22 protein-coding genes and 1 pseudogene are annotated in these 26312 nt (G+C 39.7%); 12 read left to right on the top strand and 11 right to left on the bottom strand.

All coding sequences use genetic code 11. The annotated features are described in order from the left end of the window. Positions 1 to 67 precede the first annotated feature (67 nt). From thyX to CV014_RS16995, 4 genes are all read left to right on the top strand, one after another. A complete protein-coding gene (gene thyX / locus CV014_RS17005) occupies positions 68 to 790 on the top strand; it encodes an FAD-dependent thymidylate synthase (RefSeq protein WP_236143107.1) in 723 nt (240 codons plus the stop codon). 46 nt (positions 791 to 836) lie between these two features. Then, positions 837 to 1088: a DUF433 domain-containing protein gene (locus tag CV014_RS17000; protein ID WP_236143106.1), complete on the top strand. Its 252-nt coding sequence runs from the start codon at positions 837 to 839 to the stop codon at positions 1086 to 1088. Beyond that, positions 1072 to 1197, top strand: coding sequence for a hypothetical protein (locus tag CV014_RS30130; protein ID WP_268964750.1), 126 nt, complete (start codon positions 1072 to 1074; stop codon positions 1195 to 1197). The genes CV014_RS17000 and CV014_RS30130 overlap by 17 nt, the downstream gene beginning before the upstream one ends. A 261-nt stretch (positions 1198 to 1458) precedes the next feature. Further along, entirely contained in the window at positions 1459 to 2157 is a 699-nt protein-coding gene (locus CV014_RS16995; protein ID WP_236143105.1) for a dCTP deaminase domain-containing protein, read from the top strand. A 12-nt stretch (positions 2158 to 2169) separates the two neighbouring features. Here CV014_RS16995 and dcd read toward each other — a convergent pair whose 3' ends face one another. Then, entirely contained in the window at positions 2170 to 2751 is a 582-nt protein-coding gene (gene dcd, locus CV014_RS16990) for a dCTP deaminase (protein WP_442946919.1), read from the bottom strand. A gap of 86 nt (positions 2752 to 2837) precedes the next feature. Further along, positions 2838 to 3374, bottom strand: coding sequence for a P-loop NTPase family protein (locus CV014_RS16985; protein WP_236143103.1), 537 nt, complete (start codon positions 3372 to 3374; stop codon positions 2838 to 2840). A 331-nt stretch (positions 3375 to 3705) separates the two neighbouring features. Between CV014_RS16985 and CV014_RS16980 the strand changes: the two genes are divergently transcribed. The 3 genes from CV014_RS16980 to glmS all read left to right on the top strand — a co-directional run bounded on the left by CV014_RS16980 (position 3706) and on the right by glmS (position 7588). Then, entirely contained in the window at positions 3706 to 4290 is a 585-nt protein-coding gene (locus tag CV014_RS16980; RefSeq protein WP_236143102.1) for an adenylate kinase family protein, read from the top strand. 310 nt (positions 4291 to 4600) lie between these two features. After that, positions 4601 to 5335 (top strand): ribonuclease PH, encoded by a 735-nt coding sequence (gene rph / locus CV014_RS16975; RefSeq protein ID WP_236143132.1) that lies wholly within the window; start codon positions 4601 to 4603, stop codon positions 5333 to 5335. A gap of 378 nt (positions 5336 to 5713) precedes the next feature. Next, entirely contained in the window at positions 5714 to 7588 is a 1875-nt protein-coding gene (gene glmS / locus CV014_RS16970) for a glutamine--fructose-6-phosphate transaminase (isomerizing) (protein WP_236143101.1), read from the top strand. 158 nt (positions 7589 to 7746) lie between these two features. Here the strand turns inward: glmS and CV014_RS16965 are convergent, their stop codons facing one another. The 7 genes and pseudogenes from CV014_RS16965 to CV014_RS16935 form a co-directional block, all read right to left on the bottom strand. Next, positions 7747 to 10863 (bottom strand): HEAT repeat domain-containing protein, encoded by a 3117-nt coding sequence (locus CV014_RS16965; protein WP_236143100.1) that lies wholly within the window; start codon positions 10861 to 10863, stop codon positions 7747 to 7749. Further along, positions 10860 to 11180: a hypothetical protein gene (locus tag CV014_RS16960; protein WP_236143099.1), complete on the bottom strand. Its 321-nt coding sequence runs from the start codon at positions 11178 to 11180 to the stop codon at positions 10860 to 10862. The genes CV014_RS16965 and CV014_RS16960 overlap by 4 nt, the downstream gene beginning before the upstream one ends. 92 nt (positions 11181 to 11272) lie before the next feature. Then, positions 11273 to 11431, bottom strand: coding sequence for a hypothetical protein (locus CV014_RS16955; protein WP_236143098.1), 159 nt, complete (start codon positions 11429 to 11431; stop codon positions 11273 to 11275). Between the two features lie 71 nt (positions 11432 to 11502). Next, on the bottom strand, positions 11503 to 12945 hold the full coding sequence (locus tag CV014_RS16950) for a RecQ family ATP-dependent DNA helicase (RefSeq protein ID WP_236143097.1): 1443 nt from the start codon (positions 12943 to 12945) through the stop codon (positions 11503 to 11505). Positions 12946 to 13032: 87 nt separating this feature from the next. After that, positions 13033 to 13894 (bottom strand): annotated as a pseudogene (gene dapF, locus CV014_RS16945) (diaminopimelate epimerase). Positions 13895 to 13997: 103 nt separating this feature from the next. Further along, the gene (locus tag CV014_RS16940; protein ID WP_236143096.1) at positions 13998 to 15602 is read right to left on the bottom strand and encodes a 2-isopropylmalate synthase; all 1605 of its coding nucleotides are present in this window, start codon (positions 15600 to 15602) and stop codon (positions 13998 to 14000) included. An 84-nt stretch (positions 15603 to 15686) separates the two neighbouring features. Then, complete coding sequence (locus CV014_RS16935) at positions 15687 to 16208, bottom strand: LabA-like NYN domain-containing protein (RefSeq protein WP_103136109.1); 522 nt, start codon at positions 16206 to 16208, stop codon at positions 15687 to 15689. 665 nt (positions 16209 to 16873) lie between these two features. Between CV014_RS16935 and CV014_RS16930 the strand changes: the two genes are divergently transcribed. After that, positions 16874 to 19213, top strand: coding sequence for a serine/threonine-protein kinase (locus CV014_RS16930; protein ID WP_236143095.1), 2340 nt, complete (start codon positions 16874 to 16876; stop codon positions 19211 to 19213). A gap of 182 nt (positions 19214 to 19395) precedes the next feature. Here the strand turns inward: CV014_RS16930 and CV014_RS16925 are convergent, their stop codons facing one another. Beyond that, positions 19396 to 20124, bottom strand: coding sequence for a rhomboid family intramembrane serine protease (locus CV014_RS16925; RefSeq protein ID WP_236143094.1), 729 nt, complete (start codon positions 20122 to 20124; stop codon positions 19396 to 19398). Between the two features lie 543 nt (positions 20125 to 20667). Between CV014_RS16925 and CV014_RS16920 the strand changes: the two genes are divergently transcribed. Continuing rightward, positions 20668 to 21360, top strand: coding sequence for a class I SAM-dependent methyltransferase (locus CV014_RS16920; protein WP_236143093.1), 693 nt, complete (start codon positions 20668 to 20670; stop codon positions 21358 to 21360). A 338-nt stretch (positions 21361 to 21698) separates the two neighbouring features. Here CV014_RS16920 and CV014_RS16915 read toward each other — a convergent pair whose 3' ends face one another. Further along, positions 21699 to 22553 (bottom strand): Rpn family recombination-promoting nuclease/putative transposase, encoded by an 855-nt coding sequence (locus tag CV014_RS16915; protein ID WP_236143092.1) that lies wholly within the window; start codon positions 22551 to 22553, stop codon positions 21699 to 21701. 69 nt (positions 22554 to 22622) lie between these two features. Between CV014_RS16915 and xseA the strand changes: the two genes are divergently transcribed. The 3 genes from xseA to CV014_RS16900 form a co-directional block, all read left to right on the top strand. Next, on the top strand, positions 22623 to 23840 hold the full coding sequence (gene xseA / locus CV014_RS16910) for an exodeoxyribonuclease VII large subunit (protein WP_236143091.1): 1218 nt from the start codon (positions 22623 to 22625) through the stop codon (positions 23838 to 23840). A 177-nt stretch (positions 23841 to 24017) separates the two neighbouring features. Beyond that, positions 24018 to 24251 carry an exodeoxyribonuclease VII small subunit gene (gene xseB, locus CV014_RS16905; protein ID WP_103136103.1) on the top strand — a complete coding sequence of 78 codons (234 nt, stop codon included), beginning with the start codon at positions 24018 to 24020 and terminating at the stop codon, positions 24249 to 24251. Between the two features lie 776 nt (positions 24252 to 25027). Further along, on the top strand, positions 25028 to 26312 hold a 1285-nt coding region (locus CV014_RS16900), incomplete at its 3' end, for a GAF domain-containing protein (RefSeq protein WP_236143090.1).

Genomic DNA, 26312 nt, shown 5'->3' with positions numbered 1-26312 from the left:
ATATGATTGTGAGTCGGGTTAAAAACCACCCTCCCAGAACAAATACAAATCAACCGTTCAAAAGCCAATGGATCGATTCCGAGTAGAAGTTATAGCTAAAACACCAAACCCCCAGCAGGTGATTTATGCAGCCATGCACCAAGACTATACAGATGGGTTCGTGTTTGACGAACGTGACTCTTGGCCTTCGGAGTCAGAATGCGGCGAAATTATTGTTAAACGACTATTAGCAGGCGAAAGAGGACATTACGGGCCGCTAGAACATCCTCAAATTGTCTTCAACTGCGGTTATTTTCCTCATAGTGTCATGCAACAAGCGCGTACTCACAGAGTAGCGGTATCATTTGATGTTCAATCCTTTAGGTATACAGGTGAACAGTTTATTGATGTAGTCGAAGGTAGAAAAGACATTGAAGACGTTTTTTACCTACGCCCAGTTGGTTATTATACAGACAGGCAAGGTAAAAAATATTACTATTCTCCTGAGCAAAGAGCCTCTGATTTAGAGTGGTGTTTGGAAGCTGCTAAACGATATAAAGCTGATTTTGAAGGGGGAATGTCAGAAGAACACGCCAGAGGTAAAGTTCCCTTTGATTATCGTCAACATTTTGTAGTCAGCTTTAATTTGCGTTCATTTTTGCATTTTTGCGACTTGAGAAATAAGAAAGATGCTCAACTGGAAATTCAGAAATTGTGCGAACTGATGTGGCCGCATTTTGAACAATGGACTCCCGCGCTTGCTCAGTGGTATGAAAAAACTCGTTTAGGCAAGGGCAGATTAGCACCTTAGAGCTAGATTAAAATCTAGATGATGTCTAAATCCCCACTGCAAGACGATGGATATTCAAAAAGTGCTGTGCGATCGTCAAATTACCGAATCTAATCCAGAGATTATGAGTGGAACTCTTGTATTCGTTGGAACAAGAGTTCCATTGCAGACTTTTTTCGATTATCTAGAAGGCGAAGCAGGTCTAACCGAATTTTTAGAAGACTTTCCACATTTGCAAACTCAAGTTTTACAAGTTTTAGAGGTAATTGCTAAGGCAATGTTAAATAAAGAGGAAATTAATTATGTTAGTTCTGCTTGATGAAAATCTATTGAGCAAGAAATTAAAAAAGCCCTTTATCGATGCACAACATTCAGTGAAAAATGTGGAAGACATGGGCTGGCGTGGTATAAAAGATGGAGAATTTTAGTGATAAGCTAAAAATTCTCATAAATTAGTATTTGAGCAAAATTCGCTGTGATATGAACACGAAGCTTATTAATTTTGAATTGTCTTGACTTTCGGTAAATTTACTATCTTTTGCTGCTCCTGAAATTTAATTTCAAGACCTTCTTGTTACATAGATTTAAGCTTATTAAATAAATACTGTGTGCAATACATTACTAAAAAGTAGCAGTATAATCAAGTAGCAGTATAATCAAGTAGCAGTATTTTAAGAGCAACAACTATTATGAGTGTTGTCCCATTTATATTGGATGGTAGCAATAGAACAGTGGTGAAAAGCCAACAAGAGTATGATGAAGCAGGGGGTATCAATGGAGATGTGATTTTTGTACAAAACCTTGACACAACCCAAATTAGCGATACAGAATCTAGTAATGCAAGCTATGACTTAAGAGTAGGTAGTGAATATAGAGATCATAGAGATTCTGGGAAGACTGATTTATTAGATAACGGCAAGATATCTCTTCAACCCGGATCTGCCGTGATAATTGAGACATCTGAAACAGTCCATTTTCCAAAATCTAGATTTGGTCATGTAGTTCCAAAGGTGTCTCTCTTACAAGATGGCTTGTCTAATACTTCATCCAAGATAGACCCTGGATATAGAGGAAAGCTTTCTATTACAGTTTTCAACTTAGGTAAAAGAACCATCTTTCTTGAGAAAGGACAGAAGTTTTGTACACTCTATTTACTCGATGTAAAAGAGGGTGTTATTCCTTACAAAAAAGATGGTAAAAAAATTCGTGGAAATCCTAACAAGGATTTATTCAGTAAAGCTAGAGATTTTATTGAAGTCAATCAAACATATTTCACTATTTTACTGACTATTGTAACTATACTTTTAACCATAACTCAGATTGTTCAGATATTAAAACCACAAGAAACACAAAATTTGCCTCAAGTCAATAAAAGTCGAAATCAATGATTCTTTGGTAATTTACACTTTAGCAAGAGTTACCATTTGTAATTGGTCTTGATATTTTCCCTGACGTGTTTGATAACTCACTTCGCAAGGTTCTCCTTCCAAGAACATAAGTTGCACTATGCCCTCATTGGCATAAATCCGACAATCGGCACTGGAAGCATTCGACAATTCTAGTGTTAAGTAACCGCGCCAAGCTGCCTCAGCAGGTGTAACGTTAGCAATTATACCACACCTTGCATAAGTGCTTTTACCTATGCAAATTACTGTAATGTTATCTGGTATTTCTAACCTTTCAAGAGCAACGCCAAGACCATACGAGTGAGCTGGGAGAATAAAATAGCTACCGTTAGCATCTTGATGAAGTTTAGTTTCCTCCAAGTTTTCAGGATTAAAATTCTTGGGATCTACTACAGTTCCAGGAATATGCCTAAAAATACGGAAATCTCTTGATGATAATCTGATGTCATAGCCAAAACTGCTTAAACCATAGGAAATGACAGGTAATTGCTCAGATTTACTAATTAAACCTGGCTCAAAAGGAGAAATCATTCCTTTTTGAGCCATCTCAGTAATCCAGATATCGTTTTTAATCACAAGTTCACAATTAATATAAACGGAAATACTAGGATATCGTGAACTGTGTATTTTGTTGAGAGTAGATTTGTTTAGTGCCGATTTGTTTAGGGGCGATGAGAGCGACGAATTTCGGTAATTTGATCAGCTACATCGAGAATAGACGACAGCATTTCTGTACCAGTAAGAATAATATCTACATGAGAAGGGCGTTGCGAGAGAAAAGCCAAAACCTCTGATTCAGCAATTAAACCAAAGTGAATCGCCAAACTTAACTCATCGAGGACAACCAGAGAATATTTGCCCTCGTTTACTACCTGCTGTGTGTGTTGCCATAATTTTTGTAAAGCTTGGTGTTCAGATTCATCTAGATGTGGTGTATCAATGCAACGGGGTAAGTCACAGCGTAACCAATCTAAATTTTGTCCTAACTGAATCGGGCGATCGTGTCCTTGTTTAATGCCACCTTTGAGAAACTGTACTATCAAAACTGGTGTACCTTGTCCAGCAATTCTGAGTGCTTGTCCCATGACGCTGGTGAAAAAGTTGCGGTGAGTGCTGGTGAAGACTTGCACCAGACCTTCAATTGGATGCAGTAGGCTAGGAGTGGAATTCGCACTGGGAGTTTCTAACTGGGCAACCATAGGATAAATTTCAAAAAATCACAATAAATTCATCAGATTTAGCAGAGATTCCTTTGAGAAAATCACCTGTATAATCAATTTGTTTTTGCTCAGTTTGATCAACCTGGCAATCTGCTCTATAAGTCAAACACTAGGTTGTGCGGAAGTCAAGAGTGATATGAGGGAGTGGGGATTGGGGATTGCTTGGTGTTTTCCTACTCCCTTTAGTTGCTGCTGCTTTGAACCAGAAGGTAAACAGTATGACTCTTGGGTTAAATGTGAGATTTTCTACACGGTTGGGCAAAACAAACTTATTATGTGGTAAATGTGACGGGTTGAGGAGTGAATAGTTGTGAGACTAGTAATTCTAGGAGGCTCAGGATCAGGGAAGAGTACACAAGCGCAAAGATTAGCGAGATATTTTGAAGTACCAGAGATTTCTACAGGGGAGATGTTACGGGAAGCAATATCCGGCGGTAAGACTTTGGAAAGTGTCTATGCTAATTTGGGTGAACTTGGCCGCTATGCACAACCCTATGTATCTAAGGGGGAACTAGTACCGGATGAAATGATTATTGAATTAATTCGGTTGCGACTGAAAAAACCTGATGTTAGTGGTGGTTGGATTTTGGAAGGTTATCCCCGAACTGCGTTTCAGGCGGAGGAATTAGATTTTTTGTTGGATGAATTGGGACAAAAGTTAGATTGGGCAATTTACTTACAAGTCCCAGAAGCGGTGATGGTGAGTCGCTCTTTGGGTCGCTCTCTACCAGATGACCAACCAGAGATTGTACAGCGTCGGGTAGAGATTTTTTATGACCGTACTGTGCCTATTTTAGAGTATTATGACCGCCGCCGCCGTTTGTTAACGATTAATGGTGATCAATTACCAGAGCTAGTTTTGCAAAATATTTTAACGTTGTTGGAAACTTCTTAAATCAGTCTTTAGTTATCCTAAAATTTTTCTGGATTAGTGATTGTTTATTACACAATAAGACTTACACTTTAATTTCAATCTTATGACTTTGTCTTCAGCTAGAGATGCTGACCTTAAGATACAGACTCAGTATGAGTGGCGATACTAAAGTAACTTTAACAGTGAACAGTAAACTGTGTTGGGTAAAGTCATACCTGCGAAACACCACACCAATTGGTGAAAAGCATTGGTGTCCTTTATAACCCTCCACCGTATACCTGATAGCTGTTCTAAAGTACAGTTTTACAAACAAGATATAGAGGCATCTCTGATGGCTTGGCAGCGTCCCGACGGTCGAAAACCCTATGAACTCCGTCCTGTATCCTTTGAATCTGAATTTACTCGATTCGCACCTGGTTCTGTGTTGACAGTATGTGGTGAGACTAAAGTATTGTGTACTGTTAGCGTTGCTGAAGGTGTTCCCAGGTTTTTGTCAGGAACAGGTCAAGGGTGGTTAACTGCTGAGTACCGGATGTTACCCTCAGCGACACAACAACGTCAGGAAAGAGAATTATTGAAGTTGTCTGGTAGAACACAAGAAATTCAAAGATTGATTGGACGTAGTTTGAGGGCGGCGATAGATTTTGAGGCTTTGGGAGAGAGGACTTTAACGGTAGATGCGGATGTGCTGCAAGCTGATGCAGGTACAAGAACAGCAGCGATTACGGGGGGATTTGTGGCGTTAGCTCATGCTATTTCCCAATTATTGCAGCGAGGAGTGTTAGAGCGATCGCCCCTGTGTGGACAGGTAGCAGCTGTTTCCGTCGGCTTATTAGAACAAGAGGCGTTTTTAGACTTGAACTATATAGAAGATGTCGCCGCTACAGTGGACTTTAACGTAGTCATGAATCAAAATTTAGGTTTCATCGAGACTCAAGGTACAGCTGAAAAAGGCAGTTTTACCCGCACTCAATTAAACCAGCTACTAGATTACGCCGAAAAAGGCATCCAACAATTATTAATTGCCCAAAGAGACGCAATTCCAAATTGGGAAAATTTATTTTAATGACCTACCTGGAAGGGAAGCAAGCTACACGTTAGCTTCTCAAAGAGAAGTCTGGGTAAGGGAATTGCTCCCCCTGCACCCTGCACCCTGCGCCCTTTCCCCTAATCATTAAACCTCTTGCATAAATATTTTGGTGGTGCTAAAAATACTATTTAAAAGCTCACGCAAAGGCGCAAAGGCGCAAAGGTGCAAAGAAGAACGCAGAAGGGTAACTCTGGAGTTTATGTATTCGGAGTGTTCAATTATTCGTGCAAGATGTCTATTAATTTTTCTGCCTTCCACGCCCCTAAATTCCTACCTTCTACCTTTGAGAAGAACCGACTTTTGTGCTAACAACTATACTGGATTTAGTTATCCGAACAAAAGGTGGTGTGAGCAATGTGCGGCATAGTAGGGTATATTGGCACTCAAGCGGCGACAGAAATTTTATTGTCTGGGCTAGAAAAACTGGAATATCGGGGGTATGATTCCGCCGGAGTTGCCACTGTTTGGGAAGGAGAGGTAGATTGTGTTAGAGCTAAAGGTAAACTCCATAACCTGCGTTCTAAACTAGAACAGTTAGCAACTCCAGCCCAAATAGGTATCGGTCATACACGCTGGGCAACACACGGCAAACCAGAAGAATATAATGCTCATCCCCACATGGATACAGCCATGCGAGTTGCTGTAGTCCAAAATGGGATTATTGAAAATTACCGTGAGTTACGCGAAGAACTCAAAAGTAAAGGGCATCAATTCCGTTCTGAGACGGATACAGAAGTAATTCCCCATCTGATTGCCGAATATTTAAAAAATCTTCCATCACCGACTGTTCCCCTTTCTCCTTCCCTGTTTTTAGAAGCAGTACGTCAAGCAGCTAATCATTTAGAAGGGGCATTTGCGATCGCAGTTATTTCGGCTGATTATCCCGACGAGTTAATTGTAGTGCGTCAACAAGCACCTTTAGTCATAGGATTTGGCCAGGGTGAATTTTTCTGCGCTTCCGATACTCCGGCGATCGTTGCTTATACTCGTGCCGTCTTACCCTTAGAAAATGGTGAAATTGCTCGTCTGACACCATTAGGCGTAGAAATTTATAACTTTGCTGGCGACAGGCTAAAAAAACAGCCCCGAATGCTCAACTTGAGTCCCACAATGGTAGAGAAGCAGGGATTCAAACACTTCATGCTCAAGGAAATTTACGAACAGCCTGGAGTAGTGAGAGCTAGTTTAGAGGCATACTTTGATCATGAGCGCGTAAATTTGGGTTTACCAGAGGAATTTTATGCAGATTTAACCCAAATTCATATCGTTGCCTGCGGTACAAGTTGGCACGCCGCCTTAGTCGGTAAATACTTACTCGAACAATTAGCGGGAATTCCCACTCAGGTGCATTATGCTTCTGAGTATCGCTATGCACCCTCACCTTTAACACCCAATACCCTAATTATTGGTGTTACCCAATCTGGGGAAACCGCCGATACCTTAGCGGCTTTAGCAATGGAAAAAGAACGCCGCCAAGGACTAACGCCTGAATATAAAGCTAGACTATTAGGCATTACCAACCGCCCAGAAAGCAGTCTTGGTTTGATGGTGTCTCATATCATCAACACCCTAGCAGGGATTGAAATTGGTGTAGCCGCTACTAAAACCTTTATTGCCCAACTGATGGCATTTTACGCCCTAGCTTTGGATTTAGGCGATCGCCGTCAGACTCTACCAGCAGAAAAACTTGCAGAGATCATCCAAGGTTTGCGCCAAATTCCCCAAGCCATCGAAGACACATTAGAAAGTCAAGAACAATTAACCGAACATCTAGCCCATGACTTTGCAGATACCAAAGATTTCATCTTTTTAGGTAGAGGGATTAACTTCCCTATTGCTTTAGAGGGGGCTTTGAAATTAAAAGAAATCAGCTACATTCACGCTGAAGGTTATCCGGCTGGGGAAATGAAACATGGCCCCATTGCTTTATTAGATGCGAAAGTTCCGGTAGTGGCGATCGCAGTTCCTGGTAATGTGTATGAAAAGGTAATTTCTAACGCCCAAGAAGCCAAAGCCAGAGATTCGCGGTTAATTGGTGTAACACCTGTAAAAGATGGCGAAGCGGCGGAAATCTTTAATGATTTGCTACCCGTTTCATCAGTCGATGAATTACTATCGCCAATACTTACAGTAGTACCTTTACAACTCTTGGCTTATCACATCGCCGCCCGTCGCGGTTTAGACGTTGACCAGCCCAGAAATTTAGCAAAATCAGTGACTGTGGAATAAATAGATACGAATATCTCAGTAAATATTTGTAGAGTAGACAAGATTAATTCTAGATGTGGCTATCATGTCACATCTACAATTATTTTTTGGGCATTGTCTACAGTAACGCTGTGTCTATCTCACTAGCACTGATTTGTCAGATGGTAATATCAGCTTGTCTAACCACATACCAAATCCCATAGCAGATTGATTCCATCTCCAATATATTTTGAATCTTGGTTTTCATTAATCCATTGAGAAAGATTAATGACTACACTATGAGTTTTTTCGTCGATTTTCTTCAGCGCACCTGCGGCACTAGAACGCACATTAGGTTTTGAGTCTTTGAGGAGTTCTAGTAAGCCAGGAATTGCAACTTCTGCATCTATTTTACCTAACGCACTAGCGGCACTAGAACGCACATTAGGTTTTGAGTCTTTGAGGAGTTCTAGTAAGCCAGGAATTGCAACTTCTGCATCTATTTTACCTAACGCACTAGCGGCACTAGAACGCACATCAGATTCTGAGTCTTTGATAAGTTCTATTAAGTGAGGAATTGCAACTTCTGCATCTATTTTACCTAACGCACTAGCGGCACTAGAACGCACATCAGATTCTGAGTCTTTGATAAGTTCTATTAAGTGAGGAATTGCAACTTCTGCATCTATTTTACCTAACGCACTAGCGGCACTAGAACGCACATCAGATTCTGAGTCTTTGATAAGTTCTATTAAGTGAGGAATTGCAACTTCTGCACCTATTTTACCTAACGCACTAGCGGCACTAGAACGCACATCAGATTCTGAGTCTTTGATAAGTTCTATTAAGTGAGGAATTGCAACTTCTGCACCTATTTGACCCAACGCATTTGCGGCACTAGAACGCACATTAGGTTTTGAGTCTTTGAGGAGTTCGAGTAAGCCAGAAATAGCAGCTACTGCACCTATTTGACCCAACGCATTTGCGGCACTAGAACGCACAATAGATTCTGAGTCTTTGAGGAGTTCTAGTAAGCTGGGAATTGCGTCCGCACCTATTTTACTTAACGCAAATGCGGCACTAGAACGCACAATAGATTCTGAGTCTTTGAGGAGTTCTAGTAAGCTGGGAATTGCGGCTGCACCTATTTCACCTAACGCAAATGTGGCACAAGAACGCACAATAGATTCTGAGTCTTTGAGGAGTTCTAGTAAGTTAGGAATTGCAACTTCTGCACCTATTTTACCTAACGCAAATGCGGCAAAAGAACGCACAATAGATTCTGAGTCTTTGAGGAGTTCTAGTAAGCTGGGAATTGCAACTTCTGCACCTATTTTACCTAACGTAAATGCTGCTCTATGACGCACATTATATTCTGAATCTTTGAGGAGTTCTATTAATCTATCAACTGCTGTCTTTTCCTCTCCTAATGCAGCACAATATTCTTGAAATCTTACTGGTTCTATTTGTTGCTCTTTCTCTTTTAACAATTGCAAAGCTTGAGTTTGAAAAGCTGTTTCATTGAGACTACACAAAGTTTGGAATACTTGTGATTTAATTCTAGGACTAACTTGCAAGGAATCGCTGACTTCAAGATTTACTAAATCTTGTAAAATTTCTATAGCTGGAGAACCTTTTGCTGTTTTTAAATTTTTGATATCTTCAGCAAGGCAATTCCCTACAAATAATAAGTCACGATGTAAGCATTGTTCATATTCGCTATTCCTGCTGAGAATTCTTCTAATGGCTGTAGCTGCTTTGTTTGGTGCTTGCTGAGTAATCAATAACAGTAATACCTCTCGCCAATGCGGGTCATGAAGATGCTGATCAATATACTGTAAAACAATATCAAAATCGTCTTGATCATCTGCTTGATAATTAATTTCTCTAGCACATAGATATTCTTGAAAGGTTTTATGCACAAAAGCATAGCAATCTTGACCTTGTTCATTAAGTAGTCCAGTACGCTCCTGAATCAAACTTAAAAACCGTTTCGCTTTTTCCTCGGCTTTATAAAGCTCAATGCCTTTCAGAGATTTGATTTCTTTTTTCAATTGGTCAAGCAAATCTTCACGAGCAATTAGTGTTCCTCCTTCTTTATCTGCTGTACTGCCTTGTCCATGAATCCAAAAGGCTATTTTTTGCATTAAAAATAGCAAGTCTTCAATATCAATATCTTGTAAGAAATGGTTAACGCTAATTTCCTTATTAGCATCCCAAGAAGTTAAGAGAGTTTCTACGGCTTTCTCATAAAGTTTGTGGCGACCTTTAGGTAAAACCGCTTGATAGCGATGAATCAGAGCAATAATCGTCAACAACAAAGGATTACGTGCTAGCAATTTGAGACGCTCATTCTCATTTATTGCTTCCCGTAAAGTTGTTTTACGTCGCTCCGCCTCTGACTTATCCTGAATACGACTGTCATACCAACAGTTAATAAACTTTTCTATTTTTTCATCATCAAAAGCTAAAAGTTCGTAATGGGCAAACTCTTGAGTATTGAAAAAATCACGTTTATAGCCAGCAGGACGAGAAGTAATAACTGCACAATTTTTCGGAAACTGCCCTAAAAAATTCTCGATTTTCCGTACTACCTCATATCGTTTACTTTCTTGAGCAATTTCATCTAAACCATCAAAAAATATAAAAGTGTGTCCATCTTCTAACCAATATTCAAAAAAACCTACAGGCAAAGTTTTAACAGATAGATTTTTTTCAACAAATTGCTTAACATATTCAAGAATGCTAGTATTTTCTTGTCTAGCAAAATCTCGTATAGGAATTATAATAGGTAAATAGTCTGCTTCTGCTTTTATATTCAATTGCTCAATCCGCTTCTGAGCTATCATCACCACAAAATAACTCAGTAAAGTCGTTTTTCCAGAACCAGGCGCACCTAAAAGCACAAACTTTTGACAGTTTGTTTGATTTAAAATTTGGGAAGCTAACAATTTTCTCCCAGAAGAGTTGCGTAAAGCACGTTGTCTCTGTTCCCAAAGTAATTGTTGCTGACTTTGGCTCAAATTAGATGAAAAAAACTCTGTTTCGATGCTGGAGTTTAGAGCATTTAAATTATTTTGGTTATCCTCCTGCACTTCCGGTAACACAAAAATATTGACTAGTTTCTCCGATTTGTCTACTTCTTGTCCTGGTACAGCAATTCCAACAAACTTCACATCATCAAACCAGTTGACTAATTGCTGACAATAGTTCTCTTTGGCAACCTGAAACTTGATACAATTATCTGTATTTTCAAAATAAGTTTTAACAAAAACCTCCATCCATGAACGAATATAATCAATTTTAATTTCTTTCATTTTGAGTCAGCTAAAGCTGCTTTTTGGAAAACAACAGCTAAATAATCTACATCAGGCTTTCCCTCATTTTTTAAAGGCTTCTGTAGCTCTGACAATCCTTGTTCTTTAAAAAAATTACATAAAAATTTTGGTATAAAGTCTGGTGGACAAGAATAAAATAATTGAGTTTCTTGCTTACAAGCTTCTATAGTTGCAGTTTTAATCGCCTTATCCAAATCACTAGGGTTAAGTTTGCTCGTAACACCACTCAATAAAGCTTTAGAAACTTCTACTGTGACTAACTCTCCTACCCATGCACCAATCATTGCACCAATCATTATTATGATCTCCAGATAGTTGATTTAAATGAATAAGTATAGATTTCAGGTTGATACTAATGATATCAGTATGTCTACTGTATTAGTTAAACTTACGTCAATTTTTGCTGATTTTTGGCTGTTTTAAGTCTTTTATCATCTAATTTTAGACAGCGATCGCACTGACAATCAAAAGCCCAGTTTAATTGCTCAATCTGGTTCTGTAGTTGTAACAGGCGATCGCACTTTCGGGAAACTTCCAAAGCAATCATTTCAATCCTGGTATTGAATATGCAACGAATTTGGAATTAAACATATTCAAATCATGTGATTAAAAAGAGTATTAACGACAATTATCGCAGTGTCCACAACGCCAGTTAGCGGCTTCTTTCTCAAAGCCAAAAGCAGTTAATAAAAATTGCCAGCGACATTTTTTTGTATTTAAATATTGAGTCATCTGTTGAGCAGCGTGTAATTGCGTTAATGGCTGACTTTTGGCTTTATGTTCTATTTTGTAATGGAAGGGGTCAAGCCAATGTAACTGACCACTACTATGAAGTAGAGCTAAAGCGATCGCACTATCGGGAAATTCTTTATTTATCTTGTTAACTTCTCCCTGTTGTGGTAGTTTTTTAATTAGCTGCTGGGCTTTTTGCTGTTGCGATCGCATTTGTTCTTGAAAAAATTCCTGTCTTTGTTTATCCTCTGGGTCTAGCCACCCTGTAGGTTCACTGATTAAGGTTAAAGCCTCCGCAGGTTTCCCATCTCTACCCGCACGCCCAATTTCCTGCACATATTCAGATAATAGATGTGGTGCATGATAGTGGATAACCCAGCGCACATCAGGCTTATTTATCCCCATTCCAAAGGCGCAGGTACACACCACAAAGGGAATTTTACCACCCAACCAACTTGCTTCTACTTCTCGGCGTTCTGTTGCGCCTAAACCCGCATGATAACTAGCGGTTTTATAACCCATCTCTGCTAACCAAGCCGCTAAGTTTTCACTATCTCGCCGAGTCCGCACATAAATTAAGCCAGCTTGTTGTGGTCGATTTTGAATAAATTTGATTAATTGTTGTTTCCTCCCCCTTGGTGTCCAAGCGATGCGGACGGTAGGATGCAAATTCGGACGGTAAGGATTAAGGCGAAATATTTCCGGTTGTTGTAATTTTAAAACAGTTTGAATAGTTTTTTGGGCTGAGGGGTCAGCAGTGGCGGTAAAGGCAGCTATACTGATTTTAGTCCCTGGTGGTTTATGTTTGAGTAATGCAGGTCTAACAGCCCCTAATCTGCGATAAGCTGGGCGAAAGCTTTCACCCCACTGCACTAAACAATGGGCTTCATCTAAAATCAGACCATTAATTTTTAGTTGTGGCTGACATAATCTTTCCCAAACTGGCGGACTTAATAAAGTTTCCGGTGATAAATATAATAATCTTAGTTGCTGTTTTTCTAATGCTTGCAATGTGGCACGCCGTTGAAATGATGGTAGTTCACTGTGCAGTAAGGCCGCTTTTTGCTGACGTTCTATTAGTTCCTGGACTTGATTTTCCATCAGTGCAACTAATGGCGATATTACCAACGTTAAACCAGTTTGTAGCAGTGCAGGTAGTTGAAAACAAATAGATTTCCCGCCACCTGTGGGCATAATGATTAGTGCATCTTTTTGCGTTAATAAAGTATTGACAATTTCACCTTGTGGCGGACGAAAATCTTCATAACCCCAAATTTTTTGAAAAGCTATACGAACTTCTTCCCAAGATTTTGTTTTGTGATTATTCATAAATGGTAGTAGATGCCCATATTTTGAATTTACACGCTACTACCTAAATACTGGTTCAGTAATTTTCTCAAATATTGCTAACAGGTTTTATGCGAATAACTCTGCTGATAATTCTCCTTGAGCAACTTTTGTAACAGCACCAGTCATAGAGATATTAAAGTCATCTTTAATTTGAATCAGAATTTCTCCGCCAGGCATTTTTACGGTAATTTCAGAATCACACAAACCAAGTTTATGTGCAGTAGCCGCCGCCGCACTGCTACTACTACCTGATGCTAAAGTGTAACCTGCTCCTCTTTCCCAAATTTCAATTTGAATAGTATTTCTATCCAATACTTTCATAAACTGCACATTAGTACGATTAGGGAAAAGAGGAAAAACTTCAAATATGGGGCCGAAATTTCTGGCGACATCGGAATTGATGTCATCTAAAAGAATTACACAGTGTGGATTACCTATTGTGGCTGCACAAAATGTAAAAATGCCTTCATCAAGAAAGATTTTTTCTTGAATTACTTCTCTATCATCGCCAACAACAGGTATATCACGACTCCAAAAGCTGACTTTCCCCATCTCGACTTGAACTATTTTACCTGCATCTGTGATTACAGATTGCACTATTCCACCGGCAGTTTCAATTGAGAATGGCTCTTCGTCAACAAGTCCGATATCCCACAGGTAACGGGAAAAAATCCGCAGTCCATTACCGCTTTTTTCGGCTTCACTTCCGTCAGGATTGAAGATACGTAAAGCGAATTTTGCTGTGTTTGATGGTAGCGGCCCTAACAAAATACCATCAGAGCCGATACCGAAATTGCGTAGGCGTAGCCCGTCGTAAGACATCGCAAATTATTTTAATTTTTTCAGGCGTTAAATCACATGATAAATCTTGGGGATTGATTACTAAATAATCATTACCCAAAGCATGGTATTTATAAAATTTCCACATTTTAAGCTATCTCTAAGACTGTCTTGAATCTCCACAGTCATGAGTGCTGAGTCTCAAGTGAAGATTCTCACTCAGCACTCAGCACTTTTAACTCAGCACTCTTTTACACTTTGTTAGCAGTTACTTCTGTTTGCTTCTCTTGCGTTTGCAATGCTGCGTACAAACGATTAAGCGCATTCACATAAGCTTGTGCAGATGCAACTATAATATCCGTATTGGCTGCATGACCGGAAAATACTCGCGATTCATGTCTCAGACGGATAGTTACTTCGCCAATTGCATCGATACCGGCTGTTACTGACTGCACAGAGAACTCAATCAACTGGTTAGGAACATTTACTACACGGTTAATAGCTTTGTAAACCGCGTCTACTGGCCCTGTACCGATGGCTGCGTCGGTGAGTTCTTCGCCTGTGGGGGTGCGGAGGGTAACTGTAGCTGTGGGTTGGGCGTTACTACCGCAGGAAACCTGGACTAATTCCACGCGGAATAAATCAGGTGCTTGTTGAATTTCATCGTTGACAATGGCTTCTAAATCCCAATCAGAAATTTCTTTCTTTTTGTCAGCGACTTCTTTAAATCTGACAAAGGCTTTATTGAGTTCGGTTTCTGATAATTCAAAGCCCAATTCTTTCAAGCGTGTCCTAAAAGCATTCCGCCCAGAATGTTTACCTAAGACGATTTGATTGTCTGTTAAACCAATCAATTGAGCGTCCATAATTTCGTAGGTGAGTTTATTTTTCAAAACTCCATCCTGGTGAATTCCTGACTCGTGAGCAAAAGCATTTGCACCGACAATTGCTTTATTGGGCTGGACTAACATTCCCGTCAAATTGGACACCAGACGAGATGTTTTGTAAATTTGTTTGGTGTCAATGTTGGTGAGGGATTCTTCAGAATTTTCCGGTCTACCCAAGAAGGGATTAAAATATTGCCTGCGGACGTGTAACGCCATGACTAATTCTTCTAAGGCGGCGTTTCCTGCCCGTTCACCAATACCATTGATGGTACATTCTAACTGTCTAGCACCATTTTTGACGGCTTCTAAGAAGTTAGCAACTGCTAAACCTAAATCATTGTGTCCGTGAACAGAAATAATTGCTTGGTCAATGTTGGGGACATTTTCTTTAATCCCCTTAATTAATGCCCCAAATTCGTTGGGTGTGGTGTAACCAACTGTATCGGGAATATTAACTGTTGTCGCGCCAGCCGCGATCGCTCTTTCTAAGACTTGATACAAAAATTCAGGATCAGAACGCCCCGCATCTTCAGGGGAAAATTCCACATCATCGGTGAAACTCTTGGCATAAGCTACCATTTCCTCGGCGATCGCAATTACTTCTGAGCGAGTTTTTTTGAGCTTATATTGCAGGTGAATATCAGAAGTAGCAATAAAGGTGTGAATTCTCCCTTTCGCTGCTGGTTTTATCGCCTCGGCTGCGGCTTTAATATCATCATGTTTGGCTCTCGCCAAGCTACAAATTACCGGGCCATTTTCTGTTCCTACAGCTTGAGCAATTTTGCTTACCGCTTCAAAATCTCCAGGACTTGCAAAAGCAAAACCCGCCTCAATAATATCCACACCCAACCGCGCCAACTGTTTAGCGATTACGAGCTTTTCGTCTATATTTAACGTTGCTCCTGGACATTGTTCACCATCGCGGAGGGTCGTATCGAAAATAATGATTCTCTCTGATTTACTTGTCATTTTGGCTCGTCGTTTTAGTTTTACTTTTAATATCGCTTACATTAGTTTTTCGTGTCTTAACTTTGTAAATAATTGCTAAGAGTATTAACCTTCTGCTTTTTCTATTTGGTCTCTAATATCATTTAAATCTATATATCTATCAGTGGCGTTACGTAACTCTCTCGCAATCATTCCTTCTGTGGAAACTACTGTAATGTGAGTATTTTTGGATCTTAATAATTCAATTGCCCTTTCAAAATCGCCATCGCCACTAAATAAAACTACTCGGTCATACTGATCTACTGTATTAAACATATCAACAACAATTTCAATATCTAAATTAGCTTTTTGCGAGTAGCGACCGGAGGAATCATCATAATATTCTTTGAGAATTTTCGTTCGGACTGTATATCCTAAGCTGATGAGCGCGTCTCGAAAACCTCGTTGATCTTGCGGATCTTTTAAGCCAGTGTACCAAAAAGCATTGATTAACGTTGTTTCTGACTGCTCATGTTTGAAGTATTCTAATACTCGTCGGGGATCAAAAAACCAACCATTTTTTTGTTGAGCATAGAACATATTATTTCCGTCTACAAAAATAGACAGACGATTCATTGGGGAACCCATAGAAAAATACACCTAACAATAGTAAAGAATTTAGATTGAACAATAGATTATAGCAATTCTCATTTGATCAATATGCTAATGCCTCAAGGATAACGTGCTATGTATAGCTTTTATCTTACCTCTTGCAAAGCATAAATTTATCTGTACCCTAGTATTTTATGTGTTGAGCATTGAACCTTTTAACTCCCTATACTATAAGAGATGTCCTGTAATCAAAATCTACCAATAAAATTGACTGCTTAACAGGAAAATTTACGCTTGAGTCATTAAGTTTACTTCTAAAGACGTAAGACATAGGTTTGAGATTCGGATAAGGACTAATGAAAGTCTGTAAGATTATGCAGTCAACAATATTTGCATCCGCACTCAGTTATAGACGTTTTACAAAAGCTATACCCTGTGAATAAGGGTATAAGCTAGCGACAAGCCAAATCAGAGCCGGTGTATTTCCGGCTCAAATCATGGAGAAACCCTGCTTTAGTCTCACTCACAAACAAACTTTTGCCATAGTGGGCGACTAATTTGCCTGGCAAGTAAAGTTTTATGAAAAATAAAAGTTATATTACAAATGTCTAAGCTGCTCATTTAAGTATTATTTCAATGTGATTGTAGTATTAGGTGATCACTATAAATCAAAACAGTTGTACGTAAATTATTAACATGATATGGCAGAAGAACCTACATCCACATCTAATAAGAAATATGTCTCTACTGCCAATATAGCGTCAAGTAAACCAACAAAAGCCAATATTACAGCTTCATTACGCCAGTCACAACAGATGATGAGATTGGGAAATCTCCTCAACATTGTGTCAGCAGTAGGTGCAGCTATGATAGCAACTTCTGGCGGAACTACAGCCCAATGGTTAGAGAACCAAGCGGTATCTGCATTTTGGCAAATTCGAGGGCCATTAGCACCGCCAGAAGATATCGTGATTTTAGCAATTGATGATCAGTCCATATCACTACCCGAACAGTACTATAGAACAGATCCACACAATAACGCCTACCTAGAACCACTGAGAGCATTTCCTTTTAAGCGTGCTGCTTATGCTCAGGTGGTGACAAAATTAATAGAGGCGGGAGCGCGGACTGTGGCTTTAGATATAGTTTTCGATACACCTGGTAGTTACGGTGCAGCAGACGATCGCCAACTGCAAACCGCATTACAAAAATACGGTAGCAAAGTTACCTTAGCAGCGCAATATGATACTTCGGCATCCCACCAAGGGACGTTTATCCAGCAGAGATTGCCCTACGAAAAATTTCGGAAATATCCAGTTAATATTGGTACAGTTAATTTCCCTGTGGAAGTAGACGGGAAGATTCATCGCTTTGCTGGGGAATATACCAAGATTTTGGCTAACAATGGTTTACTCACAGAAAAAGTACCTGCATTTGAGGAAGCAGTGTTAAGGGCGGCCTCGTTTCCCCTTCCCCCCAACTCCACCAGAGGCGAACGTATTCATTTTTGGGGGCCATCTGGGACATTTGAAACTATTCCCTTTTGGTACGTCCTTGATCCGCAAAATTGGAATACCTACTTGCAACAAGGGAAGGTATTTCGCAACAAAATTGTGATTGTGGGAGCAACAGCCCAATTAGCAAACGATTATCATGCAGTCGCCATTGGTAGCAGTTGGTTAACCCCAGAAAAGATGGCAGGAGTAGAAATTCATGCTAACGCCATTGCTACCCTCATGCAAGGCAAAGCGATCGCACCAGCAATTAATACTCCCCTACTGCGGGGTTTGTTTGTCCTGGCTTTAGTTAGTGGTGCATCATTGGTGATGAACACCAGCAAAGGTGGAGTCAAGCGATTTTTTATTAGTCTGGCTTTGGCAAGTATTTGGGGTGGTATTGGCTACATGAGTTTTATTCATGCACAGTTAATATTACCGACGACTTTACCCCTACTGGCGATGGTTTTTAGTGGTACATCCTATCTGGGGGCGGAATTTGCCAAAGAAAAAATCAGAACCCACCAATTAGTTGCTATCTTCCAAAAATATAAAACTTCCCCCGTAGTCCAGGAAATTATCAGCCAACAAAATGATCTGCAAGACCTGATTCAACAACGAGATTTAGAACTAGCAGGAAAAATCCTCGGCGGACGGTATCAAATTATCAAAGTCCTGGGTGCTGGAGGATTTAGCGAAACATACATCGCCGAAGATATACAGCGTCCTGGTAATCCGCAGTGTGTGGTCAAGCAACTAAAACCAGCTAAAACTGAAACTAAGGCTGTGGAATTAGCTAGACGTTTATTTGCCTCAGAGGCACAAACTTTAGAAAAATTGGGTAAATATCCCCACATACCCCAACTTTTAGCTTATTTTGAACAAGAAGCCGAATTTTATCTAGTCTTAGAATATATTATTGGTCATCCTCTATCTCAAGAATTAGCCGCAGGTAGAGGGATTTTAGAGCCGAAAGTAATTCACATTGTCAAGGAACTACTACAAATATTAGTATTTGTTCATGAAAATCAAGTAATTCACCGAGATATTAAACCCAGTAATATTATTCGCCGTCGTGCAGATAACCAGTTAATATTAATTGACTTTGGCGCAGTCAAAGAAATCACCACACAACACGTAGAAGATCAATCACAAGTTCCTTTTACTATTGGAATAGGGACGAAAGGTTATGCACCTAGCGAACAATGTTTTGGTCGTCCCCAGTACAATAGCGACATCTATGCAGTAGGAATGATTGGAATTAAGGCGTTAACCGGTATCGCCCCCCATGAACTTCCTAGAGATAGCGATGACGAGTTGAAATGGATTGATAAAGCATTAGTTAGTGATGGTTTCGCCAAAATTTTAACTAAAATGGTGCGGGATGATTATAAAGAGCGATATCAGTCTGTTTTAGAAGTTTTAGCAGATATTCATGAGTTAGAAAATATTCATACTCAAAAACCTTTGAAAACTGAAATCAAATTAGTCTCCCCAGATGATTCTGATCTACCCACCGCACCTTGGCCAGATGATTTTCCTTAATAGCAATTCGCAATTCGCAATTCGCAATTCGCAATTCGCAATTCGCAATTCGCAATTCGCAATTCGCAATTAAGGAAGTGATAGCAAATTGGGATAGGTCTTATTGTTTCAAAATTCTGGAATAGGCTATGAATATAGGCTTTTAATCCAAAATCCCAAATCCCAAATCTAAAATCCAAAATCTAAAATCCCAAATTGGTATCAGATTCTTCCCGTGGTTTATCGCTAAATAAACCCAATAAAGGAGCCAGAATTGCGCCAAAGATAAAACCGCCGGCGTGCGCCCAGTAAGCAATCCCGCCGCTTTCCATACCGATATTAGTGCGGGTTTCTAAGCTGGCTAGTCCGTAAAAAGACTGTTGTAAAAACCAAAATCCCAAGAAGAAATAAGCGGGAACGCGGAAAGTCGGGAAAAACAAGCCTAGAGGGACAACACCGAGAATTTCAGCTTTAGGGAAGCGGAGAATATATGCACCCATTACGCCGGCGATCGCCCCACTCGCACCCAAGGAAGGAATGTTAGAATCTTGGGAGAAAAACCACTGTGTCAAGGCTGCTAAAATGCCGCAGGACAGGTAAAACAGTAAATACTTAGCGTGACCTAATTTATCTTCTACATTGTTACCAAAAATCCACAGAAACAACATATTCCCCGCTAGGTGTAAAAAACCGCCGTGGAGAAATTGCGAAGTGATTAAGGTTGTCCACTCTGGTACAGGTTGATGCACATCAACACCAGCAAAACTTAAACTCAGTTCATGAGGAACTACAGCCGCTAAATGTAGAAACCCGTCTAATGCTTGGGGAGGAAGACTCGCTTCATAAAGAAAAACTAAGACGTTGATGGCAATCAGTCCAAAGGTTACATAAGGTGTAATTTCTGTTGGATTATTATCTCTAATGGGTACCACGGCTTTGAGTTGATTTTTGAGACACCAAGTTTACAATACTGAATCATATTAGTAGTTTCTTCTACCTCATGTATGATTTGTACCCATTGAGGTTGAGCAACTGATTTGGTTAGTAAGAAAATATTACGGTGTATTTCTTAATGCTTGGAGAGAAAAGTTAGATTTTTCAATGGTTATGAGAGGTTCAACTGCACATCTCTATTATGCGATCGCCCAGGCGGAGGAGCGATCGCTGCATAGCTACTTCATCATGTAGTAAATAAATAACAGGCTTCAGCAATAATATAATAACTGCGGTAAATCTATCGACTTACCGCAGTTATTAGTGATAAGCTGATATAAAAGTGCTTTTCCTAAAAAGTTAATTATCCTAAAGCGATATGTAATGACAAATTATTGGTTAGCATTATCAACTAATCTATGGAATTTTTTAATCCAACCATACTACAGCTAATTTATCGACTTCTTGAAGTATATAAAAATTAAGTTGAGCAACAAATTATTTAGTAATTTGAATATATAATTCATTAAGATAAAAATACAATGACAGATAATATTCTTCAGCAACAAATTGAGTATTACCGCGCTAGAGCAAATGAGTATGATGAGTGGTTTTATAGGATAGGACGCTATGACCGTGGCGAAGAAAATAACCAGCGTTGGTTTAATGAAATAGCTGTTATTCAACGTGCAGTACAGCAAATTGGAAATATAAATAATGTTTTAGAGTTAGCCAGTGGCACAGGAATCTGGACACAGGAGCTTTTAAAGATTAGTAATAAAATTACTGCACTGGATGCTTCTGAAGAAGTAATTGCAATTAACCGTTCTAAGTTAAATTCCCCAATTATTGAATATCGGCAACTTGACTTATTTACATGGCAACCTGATACAGAATACGATTTGGTATTCTTTGCATTTTGGCTATCTCATATACCGCCAATATTAGTAGACTCATTTTTGGCGAAAGTTTATCAATCTGTCTGCATTGGTGGACAAGTATTTATTATTGACTCTCGCTTTGAACCTACATCTACAGCTAACAATCATATTTTAGAGAACGACGAAAATATATATAGAACCCGCAAATTAAATAATAATCAAGAATATCAGATTGTCAAAGTTTTTTATCAACCTGATGAACTTCAAGAAAAGTTAAGTAAAGCAGGTTTTCAGGCTGATGTAAAGGTTACAGATAAGTATTTTATTTATGCTTACGGAAAGAAGGTTGAGTAATATCAATTCAAGGCATTTTAAGTCAGTAACGATATTCGCTAAGTTGTAAAAAATTATATTCCGTAAGCAATATGCTAAAAATTGTCATTCTAATGTGTCAATCGCCAATTTTATAACAAATTGCTGTATTGAAAAGTATCAATGAGATAATAGCTGCGACCGAGCAAGGAAGTTAAATCTCATTGGCTCTTGAAAGCCTGAACAGTCAATACTTCTATCCATTCATCAATTTCTTTTTCTTATCCTTTTCTTACTTGGTATTTGTCAAAAGCGATCGCCCTTAAGAAATGAAAAGCGATCGCCATTCTTTGTGTAACAAAAGTTACTAATCACCTGAATCAATTCTGTTGCTGGGCAATTTGTCTCACTGCTTCAACATTCAGGCCTAACTGTTGAGCTATTTCTTCTACACTGATACCTGCTTTTAAGAGCAACGGTACTGCGGCTAGTTTACCTTCTTGCCTTCCTTCTTGCCTTCCTTCTTGTCTCCCTTCTTGTCTCCCTTCTTGTCTCCCTTCTTCTCTTCCTTCTTCCCTACCTTCGTTTAAGGCTTCTTGATAAACTCTAGTTTGTTTGAGGGCGTTCAGTTTCAACATATCTTCTATCTCTTGGCGGCTTAATAGAGGAAACTTATAAACTATGATCGTTTCAATTAAATCTATGATGGCTTGGGTAGAAAGACGATCTGTGATTTCCTGTCTAGTTTTGTTAATCAGTTCTACAGCCAGGTTTGGTGCTGTTGCTTCTGGTTCTACCACTAATTTTATGATATCGATACCCAAGGTTTGGGAGTTAGGTTCGATTTCATCAAGATACACTCTTTGAACTTTGGCACTGGCTAACAATATTTCATGTAGTCGGCTGTTATTTGGTTCTAAAGAACGTTTGGGGTAGATAATCACCACATACCAGTCATAAATAGCTGGGTTTTGGTCTATAAAAAGAAATAGCTCTGCAAACACTCTATGATATAGCAGTTCATCCTTTTGGAATTGCACCTCACAAAAATAGACAGTTTGATCAGAACTGTTGTCTGTCGGTAGAAACACTCCATCAATGCGAAAGGCTGTTTGTTTGATTTCTACCGAACGGAATTGATAACCTTGGGCATAATCGGCAGAGTATCCGATTAACTCAAAGAAAATGCCGGGAAACTCTGCAAATAATTGATAAAAAATACTGTCAGTCTTCACTCTGAGTGCTGAATTTATATATAAAAAAGGCGTTATGTTGATTCTAAGTGCATAGTGGGTTGAAATAAAATGAATCTTGACTTTCCTGATACCGCTTTATCTGTAGCAGGAATCACCGAATATCTCCAAGCCTTGTTAGAAGAAAATCCCATTCTGCGACAAGTTTGGGTAACTGGTGAGGTATCTAGCGCAAATCAACATCGCAGTGGCTTATTTTTCACACTGCAAGATCCCAATGGAACAGCCGCAATTAAGTGTGTAGTCTGGAATAGTCAAGTTAATAAACTGATGCAACTACCTGCTGTTGGGGAACAGATGATGATTTTAGGTAGTATTCGCGTCTATCCCCAAAGAGGAGAGTATCAGTTAACAGTATGGCAAGCTTTAGGTGCTGGTGAGGGCTTGCAAGCACTACGTTATCAACAATTACGTAACCGCTTATTAGAAGAAGGTTTATTTGATACAGCAAGAAAGCGATCGCTCCCACCCCATCCCTACACCATCGCCGTAGTCACATCCCCAACGGCAGCAGCTTGGGGAGATATTCAACGCACTCTCAAGCAAAGGTATCCAGGGTTACGGGTGTTATTTTCACCTGCTACCGTTCAAGGTGAACAAGCCCCCGAATCGATTGTGAAGGCGATCGCCAGAGTAGAACAAGATGGACGTGCCGAAGTATTAATTTTAGCGCGGGGTGGTGGAGCAGTGGAGGAATTAGCTTGTTTTAATGATGAACGCGTAGTGAGGGCGGTGGCTGAATGTTCTATCCCAGTAATTACAGGAATTGGCCATCAACGGGATGAATCGCTAACGGACTTAGTAGCGGATGTGTGCGTACATACACCCACGGCGGCGGCGGAAATTGTTGTTCCTGCTTTGGCACAGTTATATACTCAACATCGTCAGCGAGTTGATGCTTTGTATGATGCCCTGCTAGCTTCTCAGAGTCAAGCCGCCTATAGACTGCAAACCTTACGCCATCGCCTACGCAACCTGCGTTTAGATAGACAAGTGCAGCAAGAAGCCAACAAACTCACTTGGCAACGGCAAAGATTACTGCAACTGATCAAAGGGCGATCGCAACAAGCACAACAACATCTAGAATTATTAAGACAAAAACTAGCCACCCTCGACCCCAAAGCCGTATTACAGCGTGGTTATGCTGTAGTTAGACAAGAAAATGGCGAGATTGTGCGTGTTGCGAATGAACTCACTGTAGGGCAAGAATTAGGGCTGCAATTGGCACAGGGTAAAGTGAAAGTAAAAGTCATCGCAGTAGAGAAATAGGGTAGGGAAGAGGAATTGGGGCAGGCTTCCGCCGTGAGCGTCAGCCGAACGGGTGCTGGGGGCAAGGGGGAGAAAAATTGCTCCATTTCTCTCTGCACTCTGCCCCCCTGCCTAATTTATGGTTTAATGTGGGTGAAAACTGATAAATTTATTTTCTAAAAAACAAAGACACAATCAATGGTCAAGCGGAAAACATCCCCTAATTCTGATGATTTAAGTAATTGGAATTATGAGGAAAAAGTAGCAGAAATAGAAAAAATTATCACTCAGATTGAATCAGGTAATTTAGAGTTAGAAGCTGTATTTGATCAGTTTGCTAATGCTGTTGAATACCTGCAAGAATGTGAAAATTTCCTCAATAAGCGTCAAAAACAAGTTGATTTGTTAATTGAAACCTTAACTGATGAGTAGAATACGTGTAAGAGGATGTTTTAAAAGCTAGTAGGTTAGGCTTCGCCTTGCTCAACCCAACATAGATATCGATGTTGGATTGACGTAAGAAAAACCAACCTACAATTTTTTTGGTATTTTGTACTGCAACATTTAAGGCTTGACACAGCACTATATATACTTAGATTTTTTCTCCCAATCAACTCGGATTCCTATATTTGCCAACTTGTTGCCAAAAAAGATTGATATCAAACAATGAAACAATATTCTTACGGAAATATACGGATATCAATTCTACAACTAAGACTTAAAATTTACAGCTTATAATGGCTGATTCATAAATTTTGTTAACTATAAGTGAAAGTAACATTGCTTACTCGTTAAGTTTGTGAACTGCAATGTTAAAGTCTTCATATTTCTGGGAAAGCTAGGCTTAATGATTTATGAAATTTCTCTGTGGTTATGGTAAATCTCCCAGTATTAGGCATTGCTCAGTCTAGCTTGCTACTCCCAAGAGGTGTGAATAATTATCCACACGACTCGCATTTTCGATGTTCACAGGAGTCGAACTGCAAAAGATTTGAGATTTGACAGTTGCAATCACATCCTGATGCTATTGCCAGGAATAGTAGAGCATTTTCCTGCGATCGCCTATGGTATCGCCGACGAAACTTAAACCAGTTTGATACCTCATCCTGATTCTCATCAGTGGGTGGCTGCAAAGTCAGAAAGTATTGACAACAGTAGTGCAGTGAGATGAATCATTCATTACCATCAGTTTTTAGACGAGGTGTGTCATGTATTCAGTTAACCTCAGAAAAATTTTTCAGAAAAAAGAACTACTCTCTCTCCTGCAAGAGTTAGTGAACCCACTCAACATCGGACTTGATGTGGAAACAGTAGACGGTACAACACTCCTGAGTATTGGTGAGCAAATTGGCAAACAGCGACATCCAATTGAGGTATCAGGAGAAACTATTGGTTGGGTATTAGGAGCAGAACAAGCAAAGGTAGTGGCAATTTTGCTTTCGTTTTTAGCCAAGCAAGAAGCAGAGAAGAAGGAACTGGCTAAAGAATTACTGGAGCGATATCAAGAAATCGATTTGTTTGAGGGTATTTCAACGCAACTGACCACAAGTCTAGATAAGCATCAGATAGCCGAGTTAGTGCTTCAGGAAATGAGTCAATTGGTTGAATCTTCTGCGGGAATGATTCTGCTATTGAATCCCCATACTGGTGCTTTTGAAGTTATCGGTGAATATGGACAGTTGTTTGACAACCACCAACCACTAATAGATAGAGGAATTGTTGGACATATTGTCAAATCTGGTCGAGCAGAACTCATCAACGATGTGCCAGCAGATTTGCGATCGCAAGGACAAGAAAACGTCAAAGCTCTGATTTGCGTACCTTTGCGAGACAAAGAACGAGTCACAGGCGTAATTGCTATCGGTACAACCAAGCCTGACGCATACAAAGCTGAACATCTCAAACTGGTGAGCATTTTTGCCTCACAAACTGCGATCGCCATTGAAAAAGCTTTAATGTATGAGCAAAGCACCAAAGCCACCGCCCAAGCTCAAGCTCAAACAGAAAAACTCCAGCAGGCTCTGCATAATTTGCAGCTAGCACAAACCCAGCTAATTCAAAGCGAAAAAATGTCAAGTTTAGGGCAACTCATCGCTGGTGTTGCCCATGAAATTAATAATCCAGTTAACTTTATCTGTGGCAACTTAAGACACGTTGCTGAGTATGCCCAAGATTTATTACACCTACTGCAATATTATCAACAACTCTCACCCGTAGCTCCTGAACAACTGCAATTAGACCTAGAAAATATCGATGTGGAATTTATCATGGAGGATCTTCCCAAACTCCTAGATTCCATGAAATTAGGGACAGATCGCATCGTCGAAATCGTCAAATCCCTAAAAAACTTCTCTCGCCATGATGAAGCTCAAATGAAAACCGTCAATATTCATGATGGCATTGACGGAACGCTGATGATTTTACGCCATCGTCTCAAAGCCTCCAGCAATCGTCCAGAGATTGTCATTGTTAAGATTATGCCGACTTGCCCCA

Source organism: Nostoc sp. CMAA1605, from assembly GCF_021596505.1.
Taxonomy (GTDB): domain Bacteria; phylum Cyanobacteriota; class Cyanobacteriia; order Cyanobacteriales; family Nostocaceae; genus Trichormus.
This window is presented reverse-complemented; position numbering and strand designations above follow the sequence as displayed.

Excerpts from the sequence above, each read along its gene's own strand:
- CV014_RS16940 (WP_236143096.1), bottom strand. The coding sequence starts at position 15,602 with ATGACAAGTAAATCAGAGAGAATCATTATTTTCGATACGACCCTCCGC.
- CV014_RS16995 (WP_236143105.1), top strand. The coding sequence starts at position 1,459 with ATGAGTGTTGTCCCATTTATATTGGATGGTAGCAATAGAACAGTGGTG.
- CV014_RS30130 (WP_268964750.1), top strand. The coding sequence starts at position 1,072 with ATGTTAGTTCTGCTTGATGAAAATCTATTGAGCAAGAAATTAAAAAAG.
- CV014_RS16920 (WP_236143093.1), top strand. The coding sequence starts at position 20,668 with ATGACAGATAATATTCTTCAGCAACAAATTGAGTATTACCGCGCTAGA.
- xseA (WP_236143091.1), top strand. The coding sequence starts at position 22,623 with ATGAATCTTGACTTTCCTGATACCGCTTTATCTGTAGCAGGAATCACC.
- glmS (WP_236143101.1), top strand. The coding sequence starts at position 5,714 with ATGTGCGGCATAGTAGGGTATATTGGCACTCAAGCGGCGACAGAAATT.
- xseB (WP_103136103.1), top strand. The coding sequence starts at position 24,018 with ATGGTCAAGCGGAAAACATCCCCTAATTCTGATGATTTAAGTAATTGG.
- rph (WP_236143132.1), top strand. The coding sequence starts at position 4,601 with ATGGCTTGGCAGCGTCCCGACGGTCGAAAACCCTATGAACTCCGTCCT.
- CV014_RS16930 (WP_236143095.1), top strand. The coding sequence starts at position 16,874 with ATGGCAGAAGAACCTACATCCACATCTAATAAGAAATATGTCTCTACT.
- CV014_RS16950 (WP_236143097.1), bottom strand. The coding sequence starts at position 12,945 with ATGAATAATCACAAAACAAAATCTTGGGAAGAAGTTCGTATAGCTTTT.
- CV014_RS17000 (WP_236143106.1), top strand. The coding sequence starts at position 837 with ATGGATATTCAAAAAGTGCTGTGCGATCGTCAAATTACCGAATCTAAT.
- CV014_RS16985 (WP_236143103.1), bottom strand. The coding sequence starts at position 3,374 with ATGGTTGCCCAGTTAGAAACTCCCAGTGCGAATTCCACTCCTAGCCTA.
- CV014_RS16955 (WP_236143098.1), bottom strand. The coding sequence starts at position 11,431 with ATGATTGCTTTGGAAGTTTCCCGAAAGTGCGATCGCCTGTTACAACTA.
- CV014_RS16960 (WP_236143099.1), bottom strand. The coding sequence starts at position 11,180 with ATGATTGGTGCAATGATTGGTGCATGGGTAGGAGAGTTAGTCACAGTA.
- CV014_RS16935 (WP_103136109.1), bottom strand. The coding sequence starts at position 16,208 with ATGGGTTCCCCAATGAATCGTCTGTCTATTTTTGTAGACGGAAATAAT.
- thyX (WP_236143107.1), top strand. The coding sequence starts at position 68 with ATGGATCGATTCCGAGTAGAAGTTATAGCTAAAACACCAAACCCCCAG.
- CV014_RS16965 (WP_236143100.1), bottom strand. The coding sequence starts at position 10,863 with ATGAAAGAAATTAAAATTGATTATATTCGTTCATGGATGGAGGTTTTT.